Consider the following 20,608-nt stretch of genomic DNA (forward strand, 5'->3'; position numbering starts at 1 on the left):
TCCTGACGCAGGGTCAGTTGCTCTTGGGATCGAGGGCGTCGCGCAGCCCGTCGCCGAGCAGGTTGAAGGCGAGCACGGTAAGGAAGATCGCCACACCGGGGACCACCATGTACTGGGGGTCCACCTGGTAGTACCGGATCGCGTCCTGGAGCATCCCGCCCCAGGAGGCCTGCGGAGGCTGGATGCCGACACCGAGGAAGCTCAGCCCGGCCTCGAAGAGGATGTTGGTCGGGATCAGCAGGGTCGAGTAGACCAGGATCGGACCGACCAGGTTGGGCAGCAGCTCCTTGAACAGGATGAACGGGCCCCGGGCGCCCAGGCTGCGGGCCGCGTGGACGAACTCCCGCTCGCGCAGCGAGAGGGTCTGGCCGCGCACGATCCGGCCCATGTAGGGCCAGTTGAAGAAGCCGATCACGAAGATCAGCACCAGGATGTGCAGCGGCAGGCCGTGCAGGCCGAACGCACCGCCCTGCAGCGAGGTCGAGATCGCGATCGCGAAGAGCAGCAGCGGGAACGCCAGGAAAACGTCCATCACACGGCTGATCAGGGTGTCCACCCAGCCGCCGTAGTAGCCGGCCATGATGCCGAGCACGGTGCCGATGGTGTTGGACAGCACGGTCGCGCCGAAGGCGACCAGCAGGGAGACCCAGGAGCCCTCGATCACGCGGGTCAGCAGGTCGCGGCCCTGCAGCGGGTCGACGCCGAGCGGGTGGGACCCGCTCATGCCGCCCCAGTCGCCGAGCGGCAGGCCGCCGAGGTCGGCGTCCAGCAGGTCCTGGTGGAGGGCGTCCGGGTCGAGCCCGAACATCGACTCGATCGGCTTGGCCAGCACGGCGAGCAGGATCAGCAGGATCACCACGACGCCGCCGGCGACGGCGGCCTTGTCCCGCTTGAAGCGGGTCCAGGCGATCTGGCCGAGGGAGCGGCCCTCGATCTTCTTGGCCGGGCTCGCGGCGGCGGGTGCCTCCGGCTCGTTCCCGGCGGTTGTGACGGATGCGGTCATGGTCAGTTGGTCCCCTCGCCGACGGTGGCCGGCCCACGGGTGCCGGGCGCCGGCTTCGGCGGTGCGGCTGCGGACGTGCGGAGGTGCGTAGAAGCGGGTGGGCGCGGCAGTGCGTCGTGCACAGGCACTGCCACCACGCGGGATGGGCGTCGCGTGGTCGAACGGGTCGGCGTGCGCGCTCACCTTTGTGGGGTTCCAGTACGCGCGGTGCGTTGCGCAGAACTCTCTGCCATCCGAACTGGCTTACGCCAGACCTGACAACCGACAGATGCCCAACTGTGATCTGCAGGCATGCATCTCCCGGGCCTTCGGCATATCCCTCTTCACACGTCTGTAACATGCATGTCAAGATGGCCGGACGGCGCAATTCGGAAATTCGTCCGGAAAGCATCGAAGCCGACTTGACGGACAATCAAGTCGGCTTCGGCTTCGGCCTCACGGCCCGGGATTTACGGCGGGAACGGGCCCTGAAGGACCGGGTTCGGCAGGACCGGGTTCGGCAATCAGCGCCCGGGGTAGCCGGGCCACGGCCGCTGCGGCTGTTGGGGCTGGGGCTGCTGCTGCCAGCCCTGCGCGGGCGGCTGCGTGCCGTAGGCCCATCCCGGCGTCGGCTGCCCCGACATCGACTGCCCCGGGTACGCGGGCGGCGGCACCGGCGGGTACGGACCGGTCGCCGGGCGGCCGGCCTCCCGGTCGAAGAACGGCCGCGCGTTGGCGCGCATCCACAGCGCCACCGGGTCGTACTCGTCCGACATCGCCACCGTGGACACCGCGAGCCCCTCCGGGGCCACCGCGATCGCCCGCTGCATCAGCGCGCGCACCGCCTCCACCGCGGGCGGCGAACTCTCGTACAGGTCCAGGCCGATCGCCAGGTACGGCTCCCCCACCGCCGGCTGCACCCACGCCCGGCGCAGCGCCCGGACCGCGCGCACCTCGCCGGCCTGCCGCTCCAGCAGCGCGAAGAACGGCTGGGCGTTGACCTGCGGCTCGCTCAGCTTCAGCGGACCGGCCGGCAGCCGGTCCAGGCCCGCGGCGACCCGCCGCAGGTCGGCCCAGGGCACGCCGACGCCGCCGCCGGGCGCGTGCGGGTTCAGCCACAGGCCCCAGCGGGTGCGGTACAGCGAGCCGGCGATCTCCCGGCCGGAGACGACCTCGTGGGCCCGCCCCCAGCCGGAGGCGGCCAGCTGCTCGGGCGAGGTGACGGCCGGCGCGTAGCCGTGGCCGCTGATCTCCATGTTCCCGTACTGCGCGTCAGGACTGCCCGGCGTGCCGTGCCAGAGCAGCATCCAGACCCGGCCGTCCGCCAGCGCGTGCAGCAGGCGCTCGTACGCGTCGTAGCGCTCCGGCGCGACCTCGCGCAGGGCGTGCTCCAACACGCCGGGATCCGCTCCCGGGCGCCCGGCCGGTGCCTGGCCCCAGGGCCCCGGCACCCCGCCCGCTCCCGTTCCCGCACTCATGCGCCCACCTCGCCGCGCCTCTTTCCTCGAACCACCGGCCGTCGGCCGTCTGCACGCACCCTATGGCGCGGCACCGGCCACCGCCACGGCGACGTGCCTTGGATACGAACCCCGCTCACACCCGCGTGTAGAAAGGCATGACCCGGGTGAGCAGCCACTCGACCACCGGGTCGTCGGCGAGGTCGAGCAGTACGAGGTGGACGCCGCCCGGCAGCGGCGCGGTTCCCAGCGCTCGGCCGAGCGCGTCGTTCACCGCGGCCGGGTCGGCCGGGGCCGCCGGATCCAACTGGACGCCCACGAACATCACGGTCGGCTCGCCCTCGATGCTGGCCAGCGCCCGGCGGGCGGTCAACACCCCGGGAAGGGCCGACAGTTCGGCCCGGCAGGCGGCCAGGAAGTGCTCCGGGTCCTCGCCCGGCACCGGCTCGCGCAGCGCCACCCGGCCGCCGGTAGGCGCCGCCGGGTCCTCGGCGGCCTCCCACCGGTCCTGGCGCGGACCGCGGCGCAGCTCGGCCACGCCCTGCGGCGGCACCGGGATGCCCACCGCCGCGTCCGGGTTCACCGCGATGCCCACGCCCAGCGGCAGCCCGCGGGCGAACTCCCAGACCGGCGCGATCGCGAAGGCCATCCCCGGCGCCTGCTGCAGGAACACCTCCTGCGAGGAGAACACCGGTACGTACGGGTCGCCGCCCAGTTCGATGGTCGGCAGGTCCAGCGACTGCCCCTGCGGGTCGGCCCCGCCGGGCAGCGGCACCCACACCTGGCTGCGGGCCAGCACCTCGATCACCCGCGGCGTCGCGCCCGGGTCGCCCAGGGCCGCGGTCAGCACCTGCTCCAGCTCGTTGGCCGGCCACGTGCCGCCCGCCGGCGCCCCCTCCGGGCCGCCCCACCCCTGCTGCTGCTCCACCGGGTACCCCATGCGCCGCCGATTCCGCCCTCTGCCGGTCGGCCGCCCTCTGCTGCGCCGACGCGGAGCAGTCTAGGGCTCGTGTTCGCCTCTGTGTCGTGTGACCGGCTCCCCCCTAGTCGTGTGACCGGCTCCCCTCTCACCGTGTGACCGGGTCCCCTCTCCCTTCCTCGTCCGGGACGTGCCATGATGTGCGCGTCCGACGGCATGCGCCGCGGGCCCCACAACTCCATACCGGCCGCTCGAACCCGCGCGGGAGAGCCCGGAGTGCCGCACCAGTGAGTGAGTGGCACAGCCGGCGCCGAAGGAGCAAGTCCTCCCCGGAATCTCTCAGGCCCCCCTACCGCACGGGTTAGGCACATCTGGAAAGCGGCGCGCGGCCCTGTCGCGCGCCCACCCACGGTGCAAGCCGCCATGCTGTCCTGGATGCTGGAAACAGCTGCGGGCCGGCGGGCGGTGAAGCTCTCAGGTTCGACGACAGATGGGGAGACCCACGCCGCCGCATGCCCGCGCGCAGGGTCGGCCCCCGAGAGGGTCCGGTCCGGCGCGTGCACCCATGAGTGCCCCGACCGAGGAGTTCCTGGCCATGTCGTCCCTCCGCCTGACCGCGCTCGACGCGCTGCACCGCGCCCTCGGCGCGACCATGACCGACTTCGCCGGCTGGGACATGCCGCTGCGCTACGGCAGCGAGCGCGAGGAGCACCTCGCCGTCCGCACCAAGGCCGGCCTGTTCGACCTCTCCCACATGGGCGAGATCACCGTCACCGGTCCGCAGGCCGGCGAGATGCTGGACCACGCGCTGGTCGGCTTCGTCTCCGCGCTGGGTGAGCTGCGCGCCCGCTACACCATGATCTGCGCCGAGGACGGCGGCATCCTGGACGACCTGATCGTCTACCGCCTGCGCGAGGACGCCTTCCTGGTCGTCGCCAACGCCTCGAACGCCCAGCTGGTCCTCGACGAGCTGATCGCCCGCGCCAAGGGCTTCGACGCCGTCGTCACCGACGACCGCGACACCTACGCGCTGATCGCCGTCCAGGGCCCGGAGTCCACCGCGATCCTGGCCGAGACCACCGACGCCGACCTGCCCGGCCTCAAGTACTACGCGATCCTCCCGGCCCACGTGGCCGGCCGCGAGGTGCTGCTGGCCCGCACCGGCTACACCGGCGAGGACGGCTTCGAGATCTTCTGCCACCCGGTCGACGCCGAGGAGATCTGGCAGGCGCTGACCGCCGCCGGCGAGGGCCGCGGCCTGGTCGCGTGCGGCCTTTCCTGCCGCGACACGCTGCGCCTGGAGGCGGGCATGCCGCTGTACGGGCACGAGCTGTCCACCGACCTCACCCCGTTCGACGCCGGCCTGGGCCGCGTCGTCCGCTTCGACAAGACCACCAACGAGGGCGCCTTCGTCGGCCGCAAGGCGCTGGAGCAGGCCGCCGCCGCGGCCGAGGCCAACCCGCCTCGGGTGCTGGTCGGCCTGCTCTCCGAGGGCAAGCGCGTCCCGCGCGCCGAGTACACCGTGGTCTCCGCCGACGGCGCCCCGATCGGCCGGATCACCTCCGGCGCGCCGTCCCCGACGCTGGGACAGCCGATCGCGATGGCCTACGTCGACGCGGCCCACGCCGCCCCCGGCACCACCGTCGCGGTGGACGTGCGCGGCAAGCACGAGCCGGTCCGGGTCGTGGCGCTGCCGTTCTACAAGCGCGCCCGCTGAGCGCCCGCCGAGCGCCCCGCCGACACCCGCCTTTCCCCATACCCGCACGTCGAAGCCGTCCACGCGGCGGCCCGCTTCGCCGTACCCGCTTCCCATCCTGGAGAATGACGCCATGAGCAACCCCCAGCACCTGCAGTACACCAAGGAGCACGAGTGGCTCACCGCCGCTGAGGACGGTGTCTCCACCATCGGCATCACCAAGCACGCCGCCGACGCGCTCGGTGACATCGTCTACGTGCAGCTGCCGGCCGTCGGCGACGCCGTGACCGCCGGCGAGACCTGTGGCGAGCTGGAGTCCACCAAGTCGGTCAGCGACCTGTACTCCCCGGTGACCGGCGAGGTCGTCGAGGTCAACCAGGACGTCCTGGACGACAACGGCCTGGTCAACAGCGCCCCCTTCGAGGGTGGCTGGCTGTTCAAGGTGCGCGTGGAGTCCACCGACGAGCTGCTCAGCGCGGACGAGTACGACGCGCTCACCCACAGCAGCTGACCCGCTCGTGATCGGGCGGGCCGCAGCACGGCGGCCCGCCCTCCCCCGCCGTCCCTCCGCTCTCCTCCCCGGGAAGACCACACCATGACGGTTCTCAACCAGTCCCTGCACGCCCTCGACCCGGAGATCGCCGCCGCGGTCGACGCCGAGCTGCACCGCCAGCAGACCACCCTGGAGATGATCGCCTCCGAGAACTTCGCCCCGGTGGCGGTCATGGAGGCCCAGGGCTCGGTGCTCACCAACAAGTACGCCGAGGGCTACCCCGGCCGTCGCTACTACGGCGGCTGCGAGCACGTCGACGTGGTCGAGCAGATCGCGATCGACCGCATCAAGGCCCTGTTCGGCGCCGAGCACGCCAACGTGCAGCCGCACTCGGGCGCGCAGGCCAACGCCGCCGCGATGTTCGCGCTGATCCAGCCGGGCGACACCATCCTGGGCCTGGACCTGGCCCACGGCGGTCACCTGACCCACGGCATGAAGATCAACTTCTCCGGCAAGCTCTACAACGTGGTCGCGTACCACGTCGACGAGAAGACCGGCCAGGTCGACATGGCCGAGGTCGAGCGCCTCGCCAAGGAGCACCAGCCGAAGCTGATCATCGCCGGCTGGTCCGCCTACCCGCGCCAGCTGGACTTCGCCGAGTTCCGCCGGGTCGCCGACGAGGTCGGCGCGCTGCTCATGGTGGACATGGCGCACTTCGCCGGCCTGGTGGCCGCCGGGCTGCACCCGAACCCGGTGCCCTACGCGGACGTGGTCACCACCACCACCCACAAGACCCTGGGCGGCCCGCGCGGCGGCGTCATCCTGTCCAAGGCCGAGTACGCGAAGAAGATCAACTCCGCGGTCTTCCCCGGCCAGCAGGGCGGCCCGCTCGAGCACGTGATCGCCGGCAAGGCGGTCGCCTTCAAGGTCGCGGCCTCGGAGGAGTTCAAGGAGCGCCAGCAGCGCACCCTGGACGGTGCCCGGATCCTGGCCGAGCGCCTGCTGCAGGCCGACGTCGCCGAGGCCGGCGCGTCCGTCCTGTCCGGCGGCACCGACGTGCACCTGGTCCTGGTCGACCTGCGCAACAGCGAGCTCGACGGCCAGCAGGCCGAGGACCGCCTGCACGAGGTCGGCATCACCGTCAACCGCAACGCCATCCCGAACGACCCGCGCCCGCCGATGGTCACCTCGGGCCTGCGTATCGGCACCCCGGCCCTGGCCACCCGCGGCTTCCAGGCCGAGGACTTCCGCGAGGTCGCCGACATCATCGCCGAGGCGCTCAAGCCCGCCTTCGACGAGACCGTCGCCGACGCCCTGAAGGCCCGCGTCACCGCGCTGGCCGAGAAGTACCCGCTGTACCCGAACCTCTGATCACTTCGGTGATCGTCCGGGCCGGGTGACCGGCCTCACCCCGCCGCGACACCTGGGGCTCCGGGGCACCGCGCACACTGGTAAGTGCGCGCGGTGCCCCGAGCCGTGTCGGCCCCCCGCCCGCAAGTACTTCCACGAGACCAGACAAGGACGTCCCCCGTGGCCATCAGCGTCTTCGACCTCTTCTCCATCGGCATCGGCCCCTCGAGCTCCCACACCGTGGGCCCGATGCGCGCCGCCCGGATGTTCGCCCGCCGACTGCGGTCCGAAGACCTGCTGACCCAGGTGACGGGCGTGCGTGCCGAGCTGTACGGCTCGCTGGGTGCCACCGGCCACGGCCACGGCACCCCGAAGGCCGTCCTGCTGGGCCTGGAGGACAACTCGCCCCGCACCGTCGACGTCGACCAGGCCGACAAGGACGTCGAGCGGATCACCGCCGAGAAGAAGCTCCACCTGCTCGGCGAGCACTCCATCGACTTCGACCCCGACAGCCAGCTCGTGCTGCACCGCCGCCGGTCGCTGCCCTACCACGCCAACGGCATGACCCTCTGGGCGTACGCGGCCGACGGCTCCACCCTGCTGGAGAAGACCTACTACTCGGTCGGCGGCGGCTTCGTCGTCGACGAGGACGCGATCGGCGCCGACCGGGTCAAGCCGGACGACACCGTGCTGAAGTACCCCTTCCGCACCGGTGACGAGCTGCTGCGGCTCAGCCGGGAGACGGGGCTCTCCATCTCCGGCCTGATGCTGGAGAACGAGAAGGCCTGGCGCAGCGAGGAGGAGATCCGCACCGGGCTGCTGGAGATCTGGTCCGTGATGCAGGACTGCGTGCGGGCCGGCATGACCCGCGAGGGCATCCTGCCGGGCGGCCTCAAGGTCCGCCGCCGGGCCGCCGCTGCCGCGCGCACGCTCCGCGCCGAGGGCATCGGGCCGGCCAACGCGATGGAGTGGGTGACCCTCTACGCGATGGCGGTCAACGAGGAGAACGCCTCCGGCCGCCGGGTGGTCACCGCGCCGACCAACGGCGCGGCGGGGATCATCCCGGCCGTCCTGCACTACTTCCTGAACTTCATCCCGGGCGCCGACGACGACGGCATCGTCCGCTTCCTCCTCGCGGCCGGCGCCATCGGCATGCTGTTCAAGGAGAACGCCTCCATCTCCGGCGCCGAGGTCGGCTGCCAGGGCGAGGTCGGCTCCGCCTGCTCGATGGCCGCGGGCGGCCTCGCCGAGGTCCTCGGCGGCACCCCCGAGCAGGTCGAGAACGCCGCCGAGATCGGCATCGAGCACAACCTCGGCCTCACCTGCGACCCGGTCGGCGGCCTGGTCCAGATCCCCTGCATCGAGCGCAACGGCATGGCGTCGGTCAAGGCCATCACCGCGGCCCGGATGGCGCTGCGCGGCGACGGCCGGCACCACGTCTCGCTGGACAAGGCGATCAAGACGATGAAGGAGACCGGGGCCGACATGAAGATCAAGTACAAGGAGACCTCGCGCGGCGGCCTCGCCGTGAACGTCATCGAGTGCTGACCGGGCACTGACCGCGCGCCGGTCACGACGCCCCGGCCCCCGGGTGGAGCCCCCTCCACCCGGGGGCCTTCGCATGCCCGCTGCGCGTTTCACCGCGCACTTCCCCTTGCGCATTTTTACTGGCCGACGGACCGTCAGCAGGTCCATAATCTCGGCGAGTTGGTTCACGCCAGAGGGGGAGGCGGATGACCTTCCAGCCCGGGCCGGTGCGGCCCGCCGAGCCGCCGTCCGTTCCACCGCCACCGCCGGCGCCACCGCCGACATCGTCGGGAACACCGGGATCGCCGGGATCGCCGTACGCGAGGTCCGAGGCCACCCGGCTGCTCTGCGCCGGGGTCTACCTCGACCCGGACTACCGCCGGCGTGTCATCACCGAACTGGTCGAGCACGACGAGCGCTCCGTCCCGCCGTCCCTGGGCTTCGACCTGGTCACGGTGCTGGCGCACGCCCTCCGGGCCCGGGCACTGGAGGCTCGCACGGGCGCGGTGCTCGCCTTGGTCTGGTTGGGCTTCTTCTGCACCGAGTACTGGCCGCTGCTCCAGCACCCACCGTCCGCCGCCGACTGGAAGTCCTACGGGGAAGGACTGACCGGCGGGTACTACGGCGACGATCCGTACGGCCAGGAGTCGGCGGCCGACACCGTGTTCGGCGTGCTCTCGCACTACATGCCACCGTTCACGGCGACCTTCGCCGTCCTGTACGCCCTGGTCTGCCTGCTGTCCTGGTACGCCAAGCCCGCGGAGGTCCGGGAGTACGCGCTCTACGCCCCAGCCGCCCCCACCACGCCCGGCGGCTCCCGGGCGTCCGAGGCCCGGCGCGCCGCCGGCGGGCTCCTCTCCGTCCTCGCCGTGATCGCCCAGATCCTCTACTGGGCACTGGCGCTGGCCACACTGAAGGAGGGGGCCTGGCAGGGCACGCTGTTCCCGCTGGCGCTCGCCGCGACAGTGGGCTGGCACCGCCTGCACGTCGCCCAGGTCCTCCGCCGGGAGCTGACCCGCGAGAACTTCCCCAAGCATCCGCGCCGGCTGCCGGCCCGGCCGCGCTACCCGGCGCTGCAGCGGGCCATCGCCGACGAGCAGTACTCGCAGCTCGTCGTCTACGATCCGGCCGATCCCTTCCTCGGCGCCGGACTCCCGTTCAGCGTCTGGCGGTTCACCCTGGAGCTGAGGCGCCGCAAGGACGCCCCGGCGGCCGCCGAGGAGGGCCTGACCGCCCGGGCCGTACTCGACCTGGTCATCCCGCGCCTGGCCGCCTTGCGGCAGGCCGCCGCCGACACCAGCCTGGACCGCCTGCGGGACCTGGAGATCGAGCACGTCGTCTACCTCCCGTACGGCCCGGCGCGCGGCGAGGTCCCGCGCGGGCCCGAGGAGATCGCCCGGCACATCGCCGAGGCGGTCGACGAGGGCGGCGAACGGCGCCGGCACTTCCTGCGGGTCCGGGTCGGCGCCTGGGACGAACAGGTGGTGCTGACGGTGCAGTTGCGGGTGCACACCCAGGGGAACCTGCTGATGGTGGAGGTCGTCCCGCACGTGCTCGGGCCGGTCCGGCGTGACTACGAGCTGCTGGCGGACGCGGTGGCCCAGCAGGGCACCCGACCGGGACGCCGCGGCCCGGCGATGTCCGCGTTCACCGCCGGGCCGGCCGCGCTCCGCTCGCTGCTGCGCCCGGGCGGACGCCGGGCCACGGGCGGCACGGATGACGACGACCAGCTGGTGGTGGCCGCCCGCCCGGTCGTCTCCTTGCGCGAGGCCGCCACCACGTCGACCATCTCGATCTTCCAGGAGCTGGACGTCATACGGTACTTGAAGTCGATCGAGGAGCGGATCATCGAGGGCGTGCGGGTCGCGCTGGAGCGGTCGGGGTACGAGACCGACCGCTTCGAGCAGACCGTGATCCAGGTGATGGAGGGCGGGGTCCACATCGGTTCGATGAGCGGCGGCGCCGTCGCCACCAACGGGGGCACGGCGCAGTCGGGCGCAGTGGCGGCTCCGCCGTCCGGCGGGAAGCCCTCCTAACGACGCGGATTCGCGTCCTTGACAGGGAGTTGAGATTTCCGATGAACGAGGAGCAGGACGTGCCGCAGGACGCGGAGAGCACTCCCCCGGCACCGGCGAGCGGCGGGGTGTCGAGCAATGGGGCCTCGAACGGTGGGGTGTCGATCGGCGCGATGACCGGCGGGGCCGTCGCCGCGGGCTCCGGCACCCGGGCGGAGGACCGCTCGCAGCGGGCCGGGGCGCCCGACCCACTGCCGGACCTGCGCGGTCTGACGGTGCCCGCCCCGGCGCCCGGCGGGGTCTCGATCGGCGCGATGACCGGCGGGGCGGTCGCCACCGGTCAGGACTCGACGGCCGTCGACGCCTCGATCCGCCTCGACGCCTCGGCCCGTGAACTGCTCGCGGCGGTCCGCGAGTTGCGGGGCCACCTGCCGATGTTCACCCGGGTCGAGGGCAACGGCGTGGCCGAGGTGGAGCAGGAGCTGGACGCCGTCGGCACGGCCCTCGAACAGACCGGCACGGCCCCGCGCACCCGGCTGGAACGGCTCCGCGACCTCCTGCGGAGCTCGACCACGGTAGTCTCCGGACTCGCCTCGGCGCTGGCGGTCGTCGAGGCGATCGAGCAGTTCCTGCACTGAGCGGGGACCGGGGAGCACAGGGGGAGCAGGGATGACGGGCAAGTACTGGGACAAGGACGGCCAGCAGTGGGTGGACCACCTGCCGGCGGGCAGGGCGGCCACGCCTCCGCCTCCGGCGGCTCCCCCGGCCACGCCTGCGCCCCCTCCGCCGACGGCCCCGCCCTTCGCGCCTCCGGTCGGGCCGCCTCCGGTCGCACCACCGCTGATCGCACCACCGCTGATCACACCGCGCGCCCCTCGACCGGGGCGCCCGCCGTCCGCCGGAACGCGGCGGTCCCGGCGGGTGCTGGTGGCCGCCCTCGCCGGGGCGCTCCTCGGCGTGCTCGCGGGCGGCGGCGGGTACCTGCTGACGCGGCACGAGGGCGGGAGCAAGCCGACCGGCGCGGCGACCCTGACGGGCACGCCACCGGTCACGGCGTCCGGCTCCCCCTCGTCGTCCCCCACGGCCTCGGAGTCACCCTCCGCCACGCCCTCGCCCACGCCCACCACCCCGGCGCCCGCGCCGACCCCCACCGGGCTGCACCTCAACCGGGTCCAGGACCCGAACGGGTTCACCCTCCTCGTCCCGGACGGGTGGCAGCGGAGGGAGCAGAACGGCTCCACGTTCTACGAGACCCCGAACCAGTCCAGCCTGGTCCAGGTGTTCTCCATGACCACCCAGTCCCCCTATGAGCAGGCCAAGTCGATCGACGCCAACCTCGCGGAGACCAAGGCGTCCGCGGGCTACCGCCGTCTCCGGCTGGAGCAGACCGCCAACGGCACCGCCGAGCTGGAGTACTCCTACAACCACGCCGAGACCGGCACCGTCCGACGCGCGGTCGACCACGTCCTGGTCGGCCCCGACGGCGTCGCCTACTCGGTCATCGTGGCCGGCCCGGAGGGCGACTGGCCCACCCTCCTCCAGGCCCTCCGGGACGCGGAGCTCACCGGCTTCTGCTTCACCGCCCAGTGCCCGGCGGCCACCGGCTGACCCCCGCCCGCCAGGCCCGGCCCCCCGTCCGCCGACCCGGACCCCGCCGACCCTGACCCCCGAACCGTCGTCCGCCGCCGGTCGGCTCAGGCCGCGAACGGGTGGGCCTGCCGGGCGGTGCGCAGCGCCTGCGCCCACCAGGTGAGCTGGTCGAGCATGGTCTTGGCGGCGGCGTCGGCGGCGGGGTCGATGGCCTTGCCATCGGCGTCGAAGCAGTGGGCGGCGCCGTGGAAGCTGACCGTGTTGCGGATCGTCGCCGCGTTCAACTCGGCCATGACCACCCGCAGTTGCTCGACGGCGCGGAGCCCGCCGGAGAGGCCGCCGTAGGAGACGAAGGCGATCGGCTTGCCGTGCCACTGCCGGTTGTGCCAGTCGATGGCGTTCTTCAGCGCGGCCGGGAAGCTGTGGTTGTACTCGGGCGTGACGATGACGAAGGCGTCGGCAGCCTCCAGCCGGGGCGACACGGCGGCCAGCAACTCGGCGTCGCCCGGCGACGGTTCGCCGCCGAAGGACGGGAGGGTGGTCGGCAGCGGGGTCTCCACCAGATCGACCAGGTCGGTGGTCGCGTCGCCGCGGGCGTCGAGGTGGCCGAGCAGCCAGTCGGCGACGACCGGGCCGAAGCGGCCGTCGCGGGTGCTGCCGACGATGACCGCGATCTGCAGGTTCTGCTCCGTGGACATGGGGGTCCCCCTCCGGGATGTGATGGACGGCGCGATGTCGCGTACGGCGATGTGTACGGCGTATCCGACAGATACAACGTACACATTGGCGCGTATGCCGTCCACTGTAGATACGACGTACGCTTCAGATACGCCGTACACGCCCGGGTGATACGGTGAGGAACACCGCAGTCGGAAGGAGCCCGCCCCATGCCCGCTCAGCAGGCACCCGCCGGGGGCACCCCCGCGGCCGGCGACGACAAGGCCCAGGTCTCACTCTGGGAGCGCCTCGCCCGTCCGGCCCCCGCGCCGCGCACCACACTGACCCCGCAGCGGATCGCCGAGGCCGCGGTCGCCATTGCCGACGCCGAGGGTCTGGACGCCGTCACCATGCGCCGCCTGGCCGGAGAGCTCGGCGTCGCCCCCATGGCCGCCTACCGGTACGTCTCCGGCAAGGACGAACTCATTGAGCTGATGGTCGACTTCGTGTACGGCCGGCTCCCCCTGGACACCCCGGCCGACGGCTGGCGGGACGCCATGCGCTCGCTGGCCGTCCACCTCCGGGCGATGACCCTGGCCCATCCGTGGACGGTCCGGACGGCCACCCCGTTCTCCCTCACCCCCAACCAACTCGCCGTCCCCGAGCGCGCGTTCGCAGCCCTGGCCGGGCACGGCCTGGACGCCGACACCACCATGGCGGTGTTCCGCGCCGTCAGCGGCTACGTGCACGGCTCGGTCGCCGCCGAGGTCGCCCTGGAGAACCTCCGCCGGGAGCACGGCTGGTCCGACGGCGACCAGACCCGGGCCGGCCTCGCCCCGCGGATGACCTGGCTGATGAACACCGGCCGCTACCCCAGCTACGAGCGCTACCTGTACGAGGCCACCCGCAAGGACGACCCCGACTGGCAGTTCGAGACCGGCCTCGACTGCGTCCTCGACGGCATCACCGCCCACTTCGGCATCTGACCGCCCCCGCCGCGCGGGAAGTCGGCCGGTCCGACTTCCCGTGCGGCGGCAGTGCACTTACCGGCGGGCGGGGAGCGCGAGGAAGGCCAGCCCGCCGGCCAGCACCGCGAGCCCGCACCAGGAGACGGCCGGCAGCCGCTCCCCCAGCGCCGCCACGCCCAGCACGGCGGCGACGGCGGGCTCGGCGAGGGTCAGCGTCGTGGCGGTCTGCGCGGTGGCGTGCCGCAAGCCGTGACCGAACAGCCGGTACGCGAGGCAGGTGGTGACCACGGCGAGGTACAGCACGATCCCCGCGCCCCGCACCGAGAGCAGCCACCCCACCGGCCCGAGGGCCACCACCGGCAGCACCAGCAGCGCCGCCCCGCCGAACATCGCCCCCATCACCCCGCCGGACGGGCGCCCCACCGCGATCAGCCGCCCGCCGACCAGCGAGTACACGGCGTACGAGAGCCCGGCCAGCACCGCCAGCAGCACCCCGAGGCCGTCCACCGCAGCGCCGCCCCCGGCGAGTTCGGGCCCCAGCACCAGCACCGCACACCCGAGGACGGCCATCGCCGTGGCCCCGGCCCAGCGCCCGCCCGGCCGCCCCTGCCCGGCGAGCCACCCGAGCAGCCCGGTGAACACCGGCGCGCTGCCCAGCGCGATCACCGTCGCCACCGCCACCCCGGTCCGGCTCACCGCCGGGTAGAAGGTGACCGGGTACCCCGCCACCGCGACCGCGCCGAGCGCGAGTTGCCACCGCTCGCGCGGCCCGCAGGCCCGGGGCAGGGTGCGGACTGAGCGGTCGGACAGGAACAGCAGCAGCCCGCCGAGCACCAGCCCGGCAGCCCCGATCCCCGCCGCGGGGGCGCCCCCGGGAGCCAGCGAAGCCGCCGTCCCGGTCGTGCCCCAGAGCACGGCGGCGAGCAGGATCGGCACCGGGCCGCCGAGCGCGCGGGGGCGGGCGCGACGGAGAGCCGTGGGCAGGGGACGGGCAGGCGAGAACAAGCGATTCGGCACAGTCGTGAACTTCCGTCGTCGAGGACCATCGGGAAACTGGTTCCGAGAACGGACGCACGCCATCAGCCCACGGCGGCCGCCATCAGGCCGAGCCGGGGTCGCGGGGGATCAAGCCACCGGAGCGCGCGCCCGTCAGGCGCTGAGCGGCGGCAGTACGACGTGCCAGTACAGGTTCACGGGTCGATGGTACTGACCCGTCACGGCTGCGTCTCTTCGCCTCCGATGGCGAGCGCGAGCTTCCACATGCCAGTGGAGGGATTGACCTCGTGCTCGTTCCCAGGCTCAGCCAGTTGCTTCGCCCGGCTGGCGGCCAACCGCCAGTGCGGCTTGTAGAGGTCGAACTTCATACCGGCCTTCTCATATCCGGTCGGGAAGATTTTCTCAAGCGCTGGCACAAGTTCCTTGAACGACCGAGCCGGGCGGCGATACTCCGCGAAGTGCAGCAGGAGCCACACTTCGAAGCAGGGATTTGAGAACGCCACCTCGATATTCTTCTTCCGCGCCTCGGCCACCACCTGCCCCAGGTCAGGGAATTCGTCGACATCGAGAACGCGCCACACCTCGTCGTACTCACCGCCGGCCTGGTCACGCAGAAGCTCGGCATGATCAACGACCTGGGAGGGTGACCTCGGATGTTCAACGACCCTCAGGGAGACCGCTGAATTCCGGGCGCTCGACTTCAGCCCCTGAAGGTAGTCGCGCTCAGTCGCCTTCGCGCCGCAGACCACCAGCAGCCTCTGCCTCGGCTCCCGCTGTCCCGCCCGCCTGGCCAGTGAGGTGTCAAAACAGGGACGCTTGCGTCCGCTCGGCTTGGCAGCCCTTGCCATCGTTGTCCCCCCGCGCCGCCACGGCACTGGCAAAATTGTCGTCGATGTACGGCACGCCGCCGTAGCTCCCGCTGAGATACCGCCGCTCGCGGTTCTCCTCCTGGCGTGGCTTGAAGTCGGCGAGGGCGACCAATTCGGTCTCGCCGTACTCGTTCTTCTCCACGAACCAGACCTGGTCGCGCCGCAGGATCTCTTCACCGTCAGCTCGTCCGAGCAGGCTGGCATCATGGGAGGTGAAGATCAGCTGAGCACCATTCGGATTAGTCGCGGAATTCTGGAAGAGCCCGATCAGGCGTGCGGTCAGAATCGGGTGGAGGCTCGAATCGATTTCATCCACCACGAAGGTCCCGCCCCATCGGAGCACCGACATGAATCGGGGCGCCTGCCGCAGCAGAGCCTGCGTTCCCTCGGACTCGTCGGACAGATCCATCCTGACGATCCCGTCACGCCCGCGATGCCCTATCCACGGGCGCATGACCTCACGCGGACCTCGCTCTTCAAGGTCCGCCAGCACTCGCTGCGGGATGCGCGAACCGTACCTCTTCCGCAACTGCTCCTCATCAAGCAGCACACGCTCCGTACCGCATTCCGCGATCCCTAGGTCCGCGGCCTGCAGCAGGCCGATGAGCTCGGGATGCCGATCCAGGTTCTCAAGGATTCGCGTTGTGCCGAGCATGCCCATGCGCCGACTGAACAGGAGGCTACGGGCGAACCAGTCGTACACCGGCCGGAAGTCCTGCTGCCGTGACCGGGCCGCGAGGGACATGAAGAGGACGTTGGGCTCAGTGATGTTCTCAACCAGCTCCAGCTCGCGCCGGTGCTGTGAGTCACCGATCTCCACCCCGTCGACCGAACGCTCGAAGATCTTGCGCTTCCTGCCATGAGGGAAGCTGTGTAGCCATTCGTCGACCACCCGGTTGTCGTCCACGCTGAACCCGTAGGTGTAGCGGATTCCGTCGATCAGCAGGTCGGCCACGTACCAGGACGGTTCGCTGCGCGCGGCTTCGTCGAGGCGGAACGGTTGGCGGGTCACGCCCCCGTCCGGCTCCGCGTCACGGTACGAGTCGACGACCATCCTGCTCATGTACGCCAGCGCATCGATGACGTTCGACTTGCCGGCGGCATTGGCTCCGAAGATGCCCACCACAGGCACCGCTTCCCAGTGCGTTCCCGGAGGCCTGTCCGCGTCGTAGACCGGGTTGAGCTGTAGTGATTGCTCGTCCCTGATCGAGCGGTGGTTCGCGACCCTGAAGTTCAGCAGCATCTGTGATCCCCCCTTCGCGGGTTTCCAGCCTCTTCTGTGCAAGTGAATCGCGCAAACAGGCCTTCGGCAAGCCTGGAATGGCTGCCACACGCCAGTGACCTCCCCGGAACCCGCAGACCTCACACGCGGAGCCCCCGAGGGCACAAGCAGGGGGACGCAAACGGGTGATTTCGCCACAGTTACGAGTAACCGCCGCCAGGCCGCGTGGGAAGTCGGCTGGGCCGACTTCCCGCGCGGGTGGCGGGGTGGTCAGTCGTGCGGGTTGGCCGGGGTGGGGAGGGCGAGTTCGCACCAGGTGGTCTTGCCGATGCAGCCCTCACCCCGGGGGTGGGCGCCCCAGGAGGTGGCGAGCGCCGCGACGAGTTCGAGGCCCCGGCCGGACTCGTCCTCCGGGGTGGCGTGGCGGAGGGTCGGGAGCTCGGGGTTCGCGTCGGAGACCTCGATGCGGAGCAGGGAGGAGGTGGGAAGGAGAACTCGGACGCCGATCATCCGGTCACGCGGGGACCGGGCGTGGCGGCAGGCGTTGGTGACGAGTTCACTGAGGAGGATCAGCGCGGTCTCCGCCGAGTCGACGGGCACCTCCCACTCGAAGGCCATCCGGAGGAAGCGGATCCGGGCACGGCCGGCGCTGCGGGGCAGGCGGGGGAACATCCACTCGACGGCGTCGACGGGCTGAGTGAGCATCAGAATCCTTGAGGGGGTTTACGGACGGCTTCACTCACAAGGGCTGAGTTCGGCCACTTCACCCTTCAAGGGTCGACAGACGGGCATAGCCTCAGGAGTTACACCGCTGGTACAGCGCGAGCTTGAACCGCCCTTTGACCAGGGCAGGGAGGGGTACCGGGCCGTGAGCACACCGAAGGAAAACCCGATGTCGTGGAAGTACTGCGGTGATCAGCTCAAGCGGTGGCGTGCTCAAGCGGGCGTGAGCCGGGAGCAGTTGAGCGCAGCGGCGTGCTACGACATCGAGAGCGTGCGGTCGATGGAGGCGGGGAGGCGAAAGCCGTCGCTCAAGTTGCTTCAGGCTGCGGATGAACTATGCGATGCGAAGGGCATGATCGTTGGGGCTGCTGACTTCCTGGCGCCCGAGAAGTTCTCGTCATACTCACGGGGATACACAGAGGCCGAGCGTGAAGCGATCGCGTTCCATGCTTACTCGGCCCTCCTGATCCCAGGCCTGCTCCAGACAGAGGAGTACGCCCACGAGACAATCAGCAACTCATACCCGCCGCTTGATGACGAGACTGTCGCCGCCCGCGTTTCCGGTCGGATGCAGCGACAGGAGAGGCTGCGAAAGCGCCCGACCGTGCTTCACGGCTTCGTGATCCACGAAGCCGCGCTCAGAGCAGCCGTCGGCACCAAGGACCTCATGAAGCGGCAGCTCAATCACCTCCTCGACGTCGGTGAACTCCGCAACGTATCCATTCAGGCGCTTCCGATCGACCGAGCCGCCTACGCGGCGCTCAACGGCCCCATGGTCCTGCTGGAAACCCCAGACCATGAACAACTCGCCTATGTCGAGGGGCAGGGCACAGGCATCCTGCACGGTGAGCCTGAGCGAGTGAACCTGCTGGCGCAACGCCATGGAATGATCCGCACGCAGGCCCTCAGCATTGAGGAGTCGAAGGCCTTCATCAGACGGGTGGCGGAAGAGCTATGAGCACCATGCTTCAGTGGTTCAAGTCCAGTTACAGCACCACGGACGGCGGCGAGTGCGTCGAGGTGGCCATCTCCTGGGCCAAGTCCAGCTACAGCGACCTCGACAGTGGCAACTGCGTCGAGGTCGCGTCCTGCCCCTCCGTCATCCACGTCCGGGACTCCAAGGACAAGGCCGGCCCGGCCCTCACTTTCTCCCCCGAGGCGTGGTCCGCGTTCGTCGCCTTCGCCCCCGAAGCTCAAGCCGCCGAAGCCGAGTGACCCCTTAGTTGAATGGGTGGGCAACCACCTTCCAACCACCCCTGTGCGCAGCAGATATGACTTATCGTCATCACTTCGCCACAGTCGGTTCCTCCGTGTAGCGTGCGCACTAATGAATCGACCCCCGCCGGTGCTCCAACACCGAACGGGGGTCTGACCGGCACGATCGAAACGAGCTCGATCCTGTGGCTACCCACGACTCTACCGCCATGGCCTCCCCCGGGTACGGCAAGCAGTCCGCGCCGGAGCAACTCCACCGCTGCGCGTCCGACTTCGCGCACCTTCCGGCGCGCGAGGCGTACCTCGCCTCGCTCATCGACCACCTGCCCGACGGCGCCGCCATGGACGTCAAAACGCTCGCCGCCATGAACCCGCACTACGGGCAGATGGCCTGTCGCACGGCGCTCAACAACCTCTCCGCCGCAGGTCACCTGCGCCGCGTCCGCGAGCGCGTGAACGCCGACCGCCCCCAGTGGGTGTTCCGGACGTACTTCTCCCGGACGCCGCGCAGCGACGCCTGGTGGAACCACTTCATCGCCACCGGCGAAAGCCCCCGGGAGTCAACGGAAAACGCGCCCGATCCCCCGAAGGAGCGACGCGCCTCCCCTGTCTCCCCCGCCTACGCCGCGCTCGCCGGCCTCGGCATCGCGGACGCCCGTCTCCCGCTCTCCGGCGCCGACTGCGCGGCCCTGGAACCGCTGGCCGCCGAGTGGCTGGCCCGGGGCACCACCCTGGCCCTCTTCACGGCCGCTCTCACCGCAGGCCTGCCACCGGAGGGCGTCCACAGCCCGGTGGCGTTCACCCGCCGTCGTCTGCTCGACAAGATGCCCCCGGAGCGCTCGCGCCCCGAACCGCAACCCACCCGCATCATCGAGTGCACCGACTGCCGCACCCCCTGCCGCCCGCATGCCCTCCTGGGCGGCCTCTGCCGCGCCTGCCGTGGCACCCCCAAGGCACCGCCGCCGCCCCGCCGACACCTCTCCCCCGCGGCCGTCCGCACACACGCCGCCCGCGCCCGCCAAGCGATGAGCACATCATCGCGATCATGAATATTCACAGGTGGCGGCGTTAACCTATGCAAAATCCAAAGGTGAACTAGGTTACAAACCTTGCATTCCAAGCCGTCCGGTTTGCCCACATGCTGAGATCCATGCGATAGTCAAGGCATCGAACTTCGGCGGGCCCGACCTGGCACTGCCGACGCCCATCGCGCGGGCACGCACCCCCTTGGCCGGCGCGATGACTTGCAGGGGCCCCCATCCGCCGGACCACGGCGCTCTCGGGGGCCCTGCGTGTATCCGGACCCGAGAGCGCGGCTCAGGGCCGCTCGCGCACCTTGAGCTCGAACCAGACCCCTTTGCCCCGGGGCAGCAGGTCCGCGCCCCAGCGGTCGGAGAGGTCGTCGACGATCTTCAGCCCCCGCCCGCGCTCGTTCACCGGCCTGGGCTCGGCGAGGATCATGCAGGGCAGCGCCCGGGAGGAGTCGCGGACCTCGACCCGCAGCCAGCCCGGTTTGCGGCTGACGTGCAGGCCGATGGTGCGCCCTGCGGCGTGCCGCACCGCGTTGGCCACCAGCTCGCTGGTGAGCAACTCACCGGCCTCCAGGTACGGGTGGAGGTCCCAGGACTCCAGGACGGACAGCACCAGCCGGCGGGCCACCGGGCCCGACTCCGGCCGGGACGGCAGCCGTACCTCGTTCGGCGAGGACTGATCGCACAGCCTGCCGGAATACATCTCCTCCAGCTCCTCGGAGCTGAGCCGCTCCAGCGCCGAGAGCGATCCCTGGACGTCGATCCAGGACGCCTCGGCGACCGTGCCGGCCCCGGGAACTGATGACTGATCTGTTTCGCCCCAACCCGCCATGCGGACCATCATTGCGGAACGCAAGCAGGCGCGTACGGACAATGAGCAAACGATCTCCCCCGAGTC

The 20,608-nt window shown here is 71.2% G+C and carries 20 protein-coding genes and 1 riboswitch; of the genes, 11 read left to right on the forward strand and 9 right to left on the reverse strand.

Annotation, left to right across the window (positions count from 1 at the left end; translation table 11 throughout):
• Positions 1-13 precede the first annotated feature (13 nt).
• The 3 genes from ACZ51D_RS03875 to ACZ51D_RS03885 form a co-directional block, all read right to left on the reverse strand.
• Positions 14-1,003 (reverse strand): ABC transporter permease, encoded by a 990-nt coding sequence (locus tag ACZ51D_RS03875; protein ID WP_360498747.1) that lies wholly within the window; start codon positions 1,001-1,003, stop codon positions 14-16.
• A gap of 503 nt (positions 1,004-1,506) precedes the next feature.
• Positions 1,507-2,460: an enhanced serine sensitivity protein SseB C-terminal domain-containing protein gene (locus ACZ51D_RS03880; protein ID WP_465617725.1), complete on the reverse strand. Its 954-nt coding sequence runs from the start codon at positions 2,458-2,460 to the stop codon at positions 1,507-1,509.
• Between the two features lie 115 nt (positions 2,461-2,575).
• Positions 2,576-3,379 carry an enhanced serine sensitivity protein SseB C-terminal domain-containing protein gene (locus tag ACZ51D_RS03885; RefSeq protein ID WP_360498745.1) on the reverse strand — a complete coding sequence of 268 codons (804 nt, stop codon included), beginning with the start codon at positions 3,377-3,379 and terminating at the stop codon, positions 2,576-2,578.
• Positions 3,380-3,610: 231 nt separating this feature from the next.
• Positions 3,611-3,723, forward strand: a riboswitch (glycine riboswitch).
• A 230-nt stretch (positions 3,724-3,953) separates the two neighbouring features.
• Between ACZ51D_RS03885 and gcvT the strand changes: the two genes are divergently transcribed.
• The 7 genes from gcvT (at position 3,954) to ACZ51D_RS03920 (ending at position 12,047) form a co-directional block, all read left to right on the forward strand.
• Positions 3,954-5,075, forward strand: coding sequence for a glycine cleavage system aminomethyltransferase GcvT (gene gcvT, locus ACZ51D_RS03890; RefSeq protein WP_465661407.1), 1,122 nt, complete (start codon positions 3,954-3,956; stop codon positions 5,073-5,075).
• A 112-nt stretch (positions 5,076-5,187) separates the two neighbouring features.
• On the forward strand, positions 5,188-5,565 hold the full coding sequence (gene gcvH, locus ACZ51D_RS03895) for a glycine cleavage system protein GcvH (RefSeq protein WP_360498743.1): 378 nt from the start codon (positions 5,188-5,190) through the stop codon (positions 5,563-5,565).
• Positions 5,566-5,649: 84 nt separating this feature from the next.
• Complete coding sequence (gene glyA / locus ACZ51D_RS03900; RefSeq protein WP_465617723.1) at positions 5,650-6,918, forward strand: serine hydroxymethyltransferase; 1,269 nt, start codon at positions 5,650-5,652, stop codon at positions 6,916-6,918.
• A gap of 159 nt (positions 6,919-7,077) precedes the next feature.
• Complete coding sequence (locus tag ACZ51D_RS03905) at positions 7,078-8,445, forward strand: L-serine ammonia-lyase (protein ID WP_465617721.1); 1,368 nt, start codon at positions 7,078-7,080, stop codon at positions 8,443-8,445.
• A gap of 185 nt (positions 8,446-8,630) precedes the next feature.
• A complete protein-coding gene (locus ACZ51D_RS03910) occupies positions 8,631-10,460 on the forward strand; it encodes a hypothetical protein (protein ID WP_465661102.1) in 1,830 nt (609 codons plus the stop codon).
• A gap of 41 nt (positions 10,461-10,501) precedes the next feature.
• Positions 10,502-11,077 (forward strand): hypothetical protein, encoded by a 576-nt coding sequence (locus ACZ51D_RS03915; protein WP_465661104.1) that lies wholly within the window; start codon positions 10,502-10,504, stop codon positions 11,075-11,077.
• A 283-nt stretch (positions 11,078-11,360) separates the two neighbouring features.
• Positions 11,361-12,047 carry a hypothetical protein gene (locus tag ACZ51D_RS03920; RefSeq protein ID WP_465617715.1) on the forward strand — a complete coding sequence of 229 codons (687 nt, stop codon included), beginning with the start codon at positions 11,361-11,363 and terminating at the stop codon, positions 12,045-12,047.
• Between the two features lie 86 nt (positions 12,048-12,133).
• On the opposite strand, the gene ACZ51D_RS03925 is transcribed toward ACZ51D_RS03920, so the two are convergent.
• Positions 12,134-12,727, reverse strand: coding sequence for an NADPH-dependent FMN reductase (locus tag ACZ51D_RS03925; RefSeq protein ID WP_465661106.1), 594 nt, complete (start codon positions 12,725-12,727; stop codon positions 12,134-12,136).
• Positions 12,728-12,916: 189 nt separating this feature from the next.
• Here ACZ51D_RS03925 and ACZ51D_RS03930 point away from each other — a divergent pair, with 189 nt between their 5' ends.
• Complete coding sequence (locus ACZ51D_RS03930; protein ID WP_465661108.1) at positions 12,917-13,672, forward strand: TetR/AcrR family transcriptional regulator; 756 nt, start codon at positions 12,917-12,919, stop codon at positions 13,670-13,672.
• A 57-nt stretch (positions 13,673-13,729) separates the two neighbouring features.
• On the opposite strand, the gene ACZ51D_RS03935 is transcribed toward ACZ51D_RS03930, so the two are convergent.
• From ACZ51D_RS03935 to ACZ51D_RS03950, 4 genes are all read right to left on the reverse strand, one after another.
• Positions 13,730-14,671, reverse strand: a complete 942-nt coding sequence (locus tag ACZ51D_RS03935; RefSeq protein WP_465617710.1) for a DMT family transporter — start codon at positions 14,669-14,671, stop codon at positions 13,730-13,732.
• A 197-nt stretch (positions 14,672-14,868) separates the two neighbouring features.
• Positions 14,869-15,498 carry an RloB family protein gene (locus ACZ51D_RS03940; protein ID WP_465661109.1) on the reverse strand — a complete coding sequence of 210 codons (630 nt, stop codon included), beginning with the start codon at positions 15,496-15,498 and terminating at the stop codon, positions 14,869-14,871.
• The gene (locus tag ACZ51D_RS03945; protein WP_465617706.1) at positions 15,452-16,762 is read right to left on the reverse strand and encodes an AAA family ATPase; all 1,311 of its coding nucleotides are present in this window, start codon (positions 16,760-16,762) and stop codon (positions 15,452-15,454) included. The genes ACZ51D_RS03940 and ACZ51D_RS03945 overlap by 47 nt, the downstream gene beginning before the upstream one ends.
• A 249-nt stretch (positions 16,763-17,011) precedes the next feature.
• Positions 17,012-17,446 (reverse strand): ATP-binding protein, encoded by a 435-nt coding sequence (locus tag ACZ51D_RS03950; RefSeq protein ID WP_465661111.1) that lies wholly within the window; start codon positions 17,444-17,446, stop codon positions 17,012-17,014.
• A 163-nt stretch (positions 17,447-17,609) separates the two neighbouring features.
• On the opposite strand from ACZ51D_RS03950, the gene ACZ51D_RS03955 reads away from it, so the two are divergent.
• The 3 genes from ACZ51D_RS03955 to ACZ51D_RS03965 all read left to right on the forward strand — a co-directional run bounded on the left by ACZ51D_RS03955 (position 17,610) and on the right by ACZ51D_RS03965 (position 19,728).
• Complete coding sequence (locus ACZ51D_RS03955) at positions 17,610-18,422, forward strand: helix-turn-helix domain-containing protein (protein WP_465661112.1); 813 nt, start codon at positions 17,610-17,612, stop codon at positions 18,420-18,422.
• Entirely contained in the window at positions 18,419-18,679 is a 261-nt protein-coding gene (locus ACZ51D_RS03960; protein WP_465661113.1) for a DUF397 domain-containing protein, read from the forward strand. The genes ACZ51D_RS03955 and ACZ51D_RS03960 overlap by 4 nt, the downstream gene beginning before the upstream one ends.
• Before the next feature lie 209 nt (positions 18,680-18,888).
• Entirely contained in the window at positions 18,889-19,728 is an 840-nt protein-coding gene (locus ACZ51D_RS03965) for a hypothetical protein (protein WP_465661115.1), read from the forward strand.
• Positions 19,729-19,996: 268 nt separating this feature from the next.
• On the opposite strand, the gene ACZ51D_RS03970 is transcribed toward ACZ51D_RS03965, so the two are convergent.
• Positions 19,997-20,542 (reverse strand): ATP-binding protein, encoded by a 546-nt coding sequence (locus ACZ51D_RS03970; RefSeq protein ID WP_465617698.1) that lies wholly within the window; start codon positions 20,540-20,542, stop codon positions 19,997-19,999.
• Positions 20,543-20,608 lie beyond the last annotated feature (66 nt).

This window comes from Kitasatospora sp. NPDC033851 (assembly GCF_055576085.1).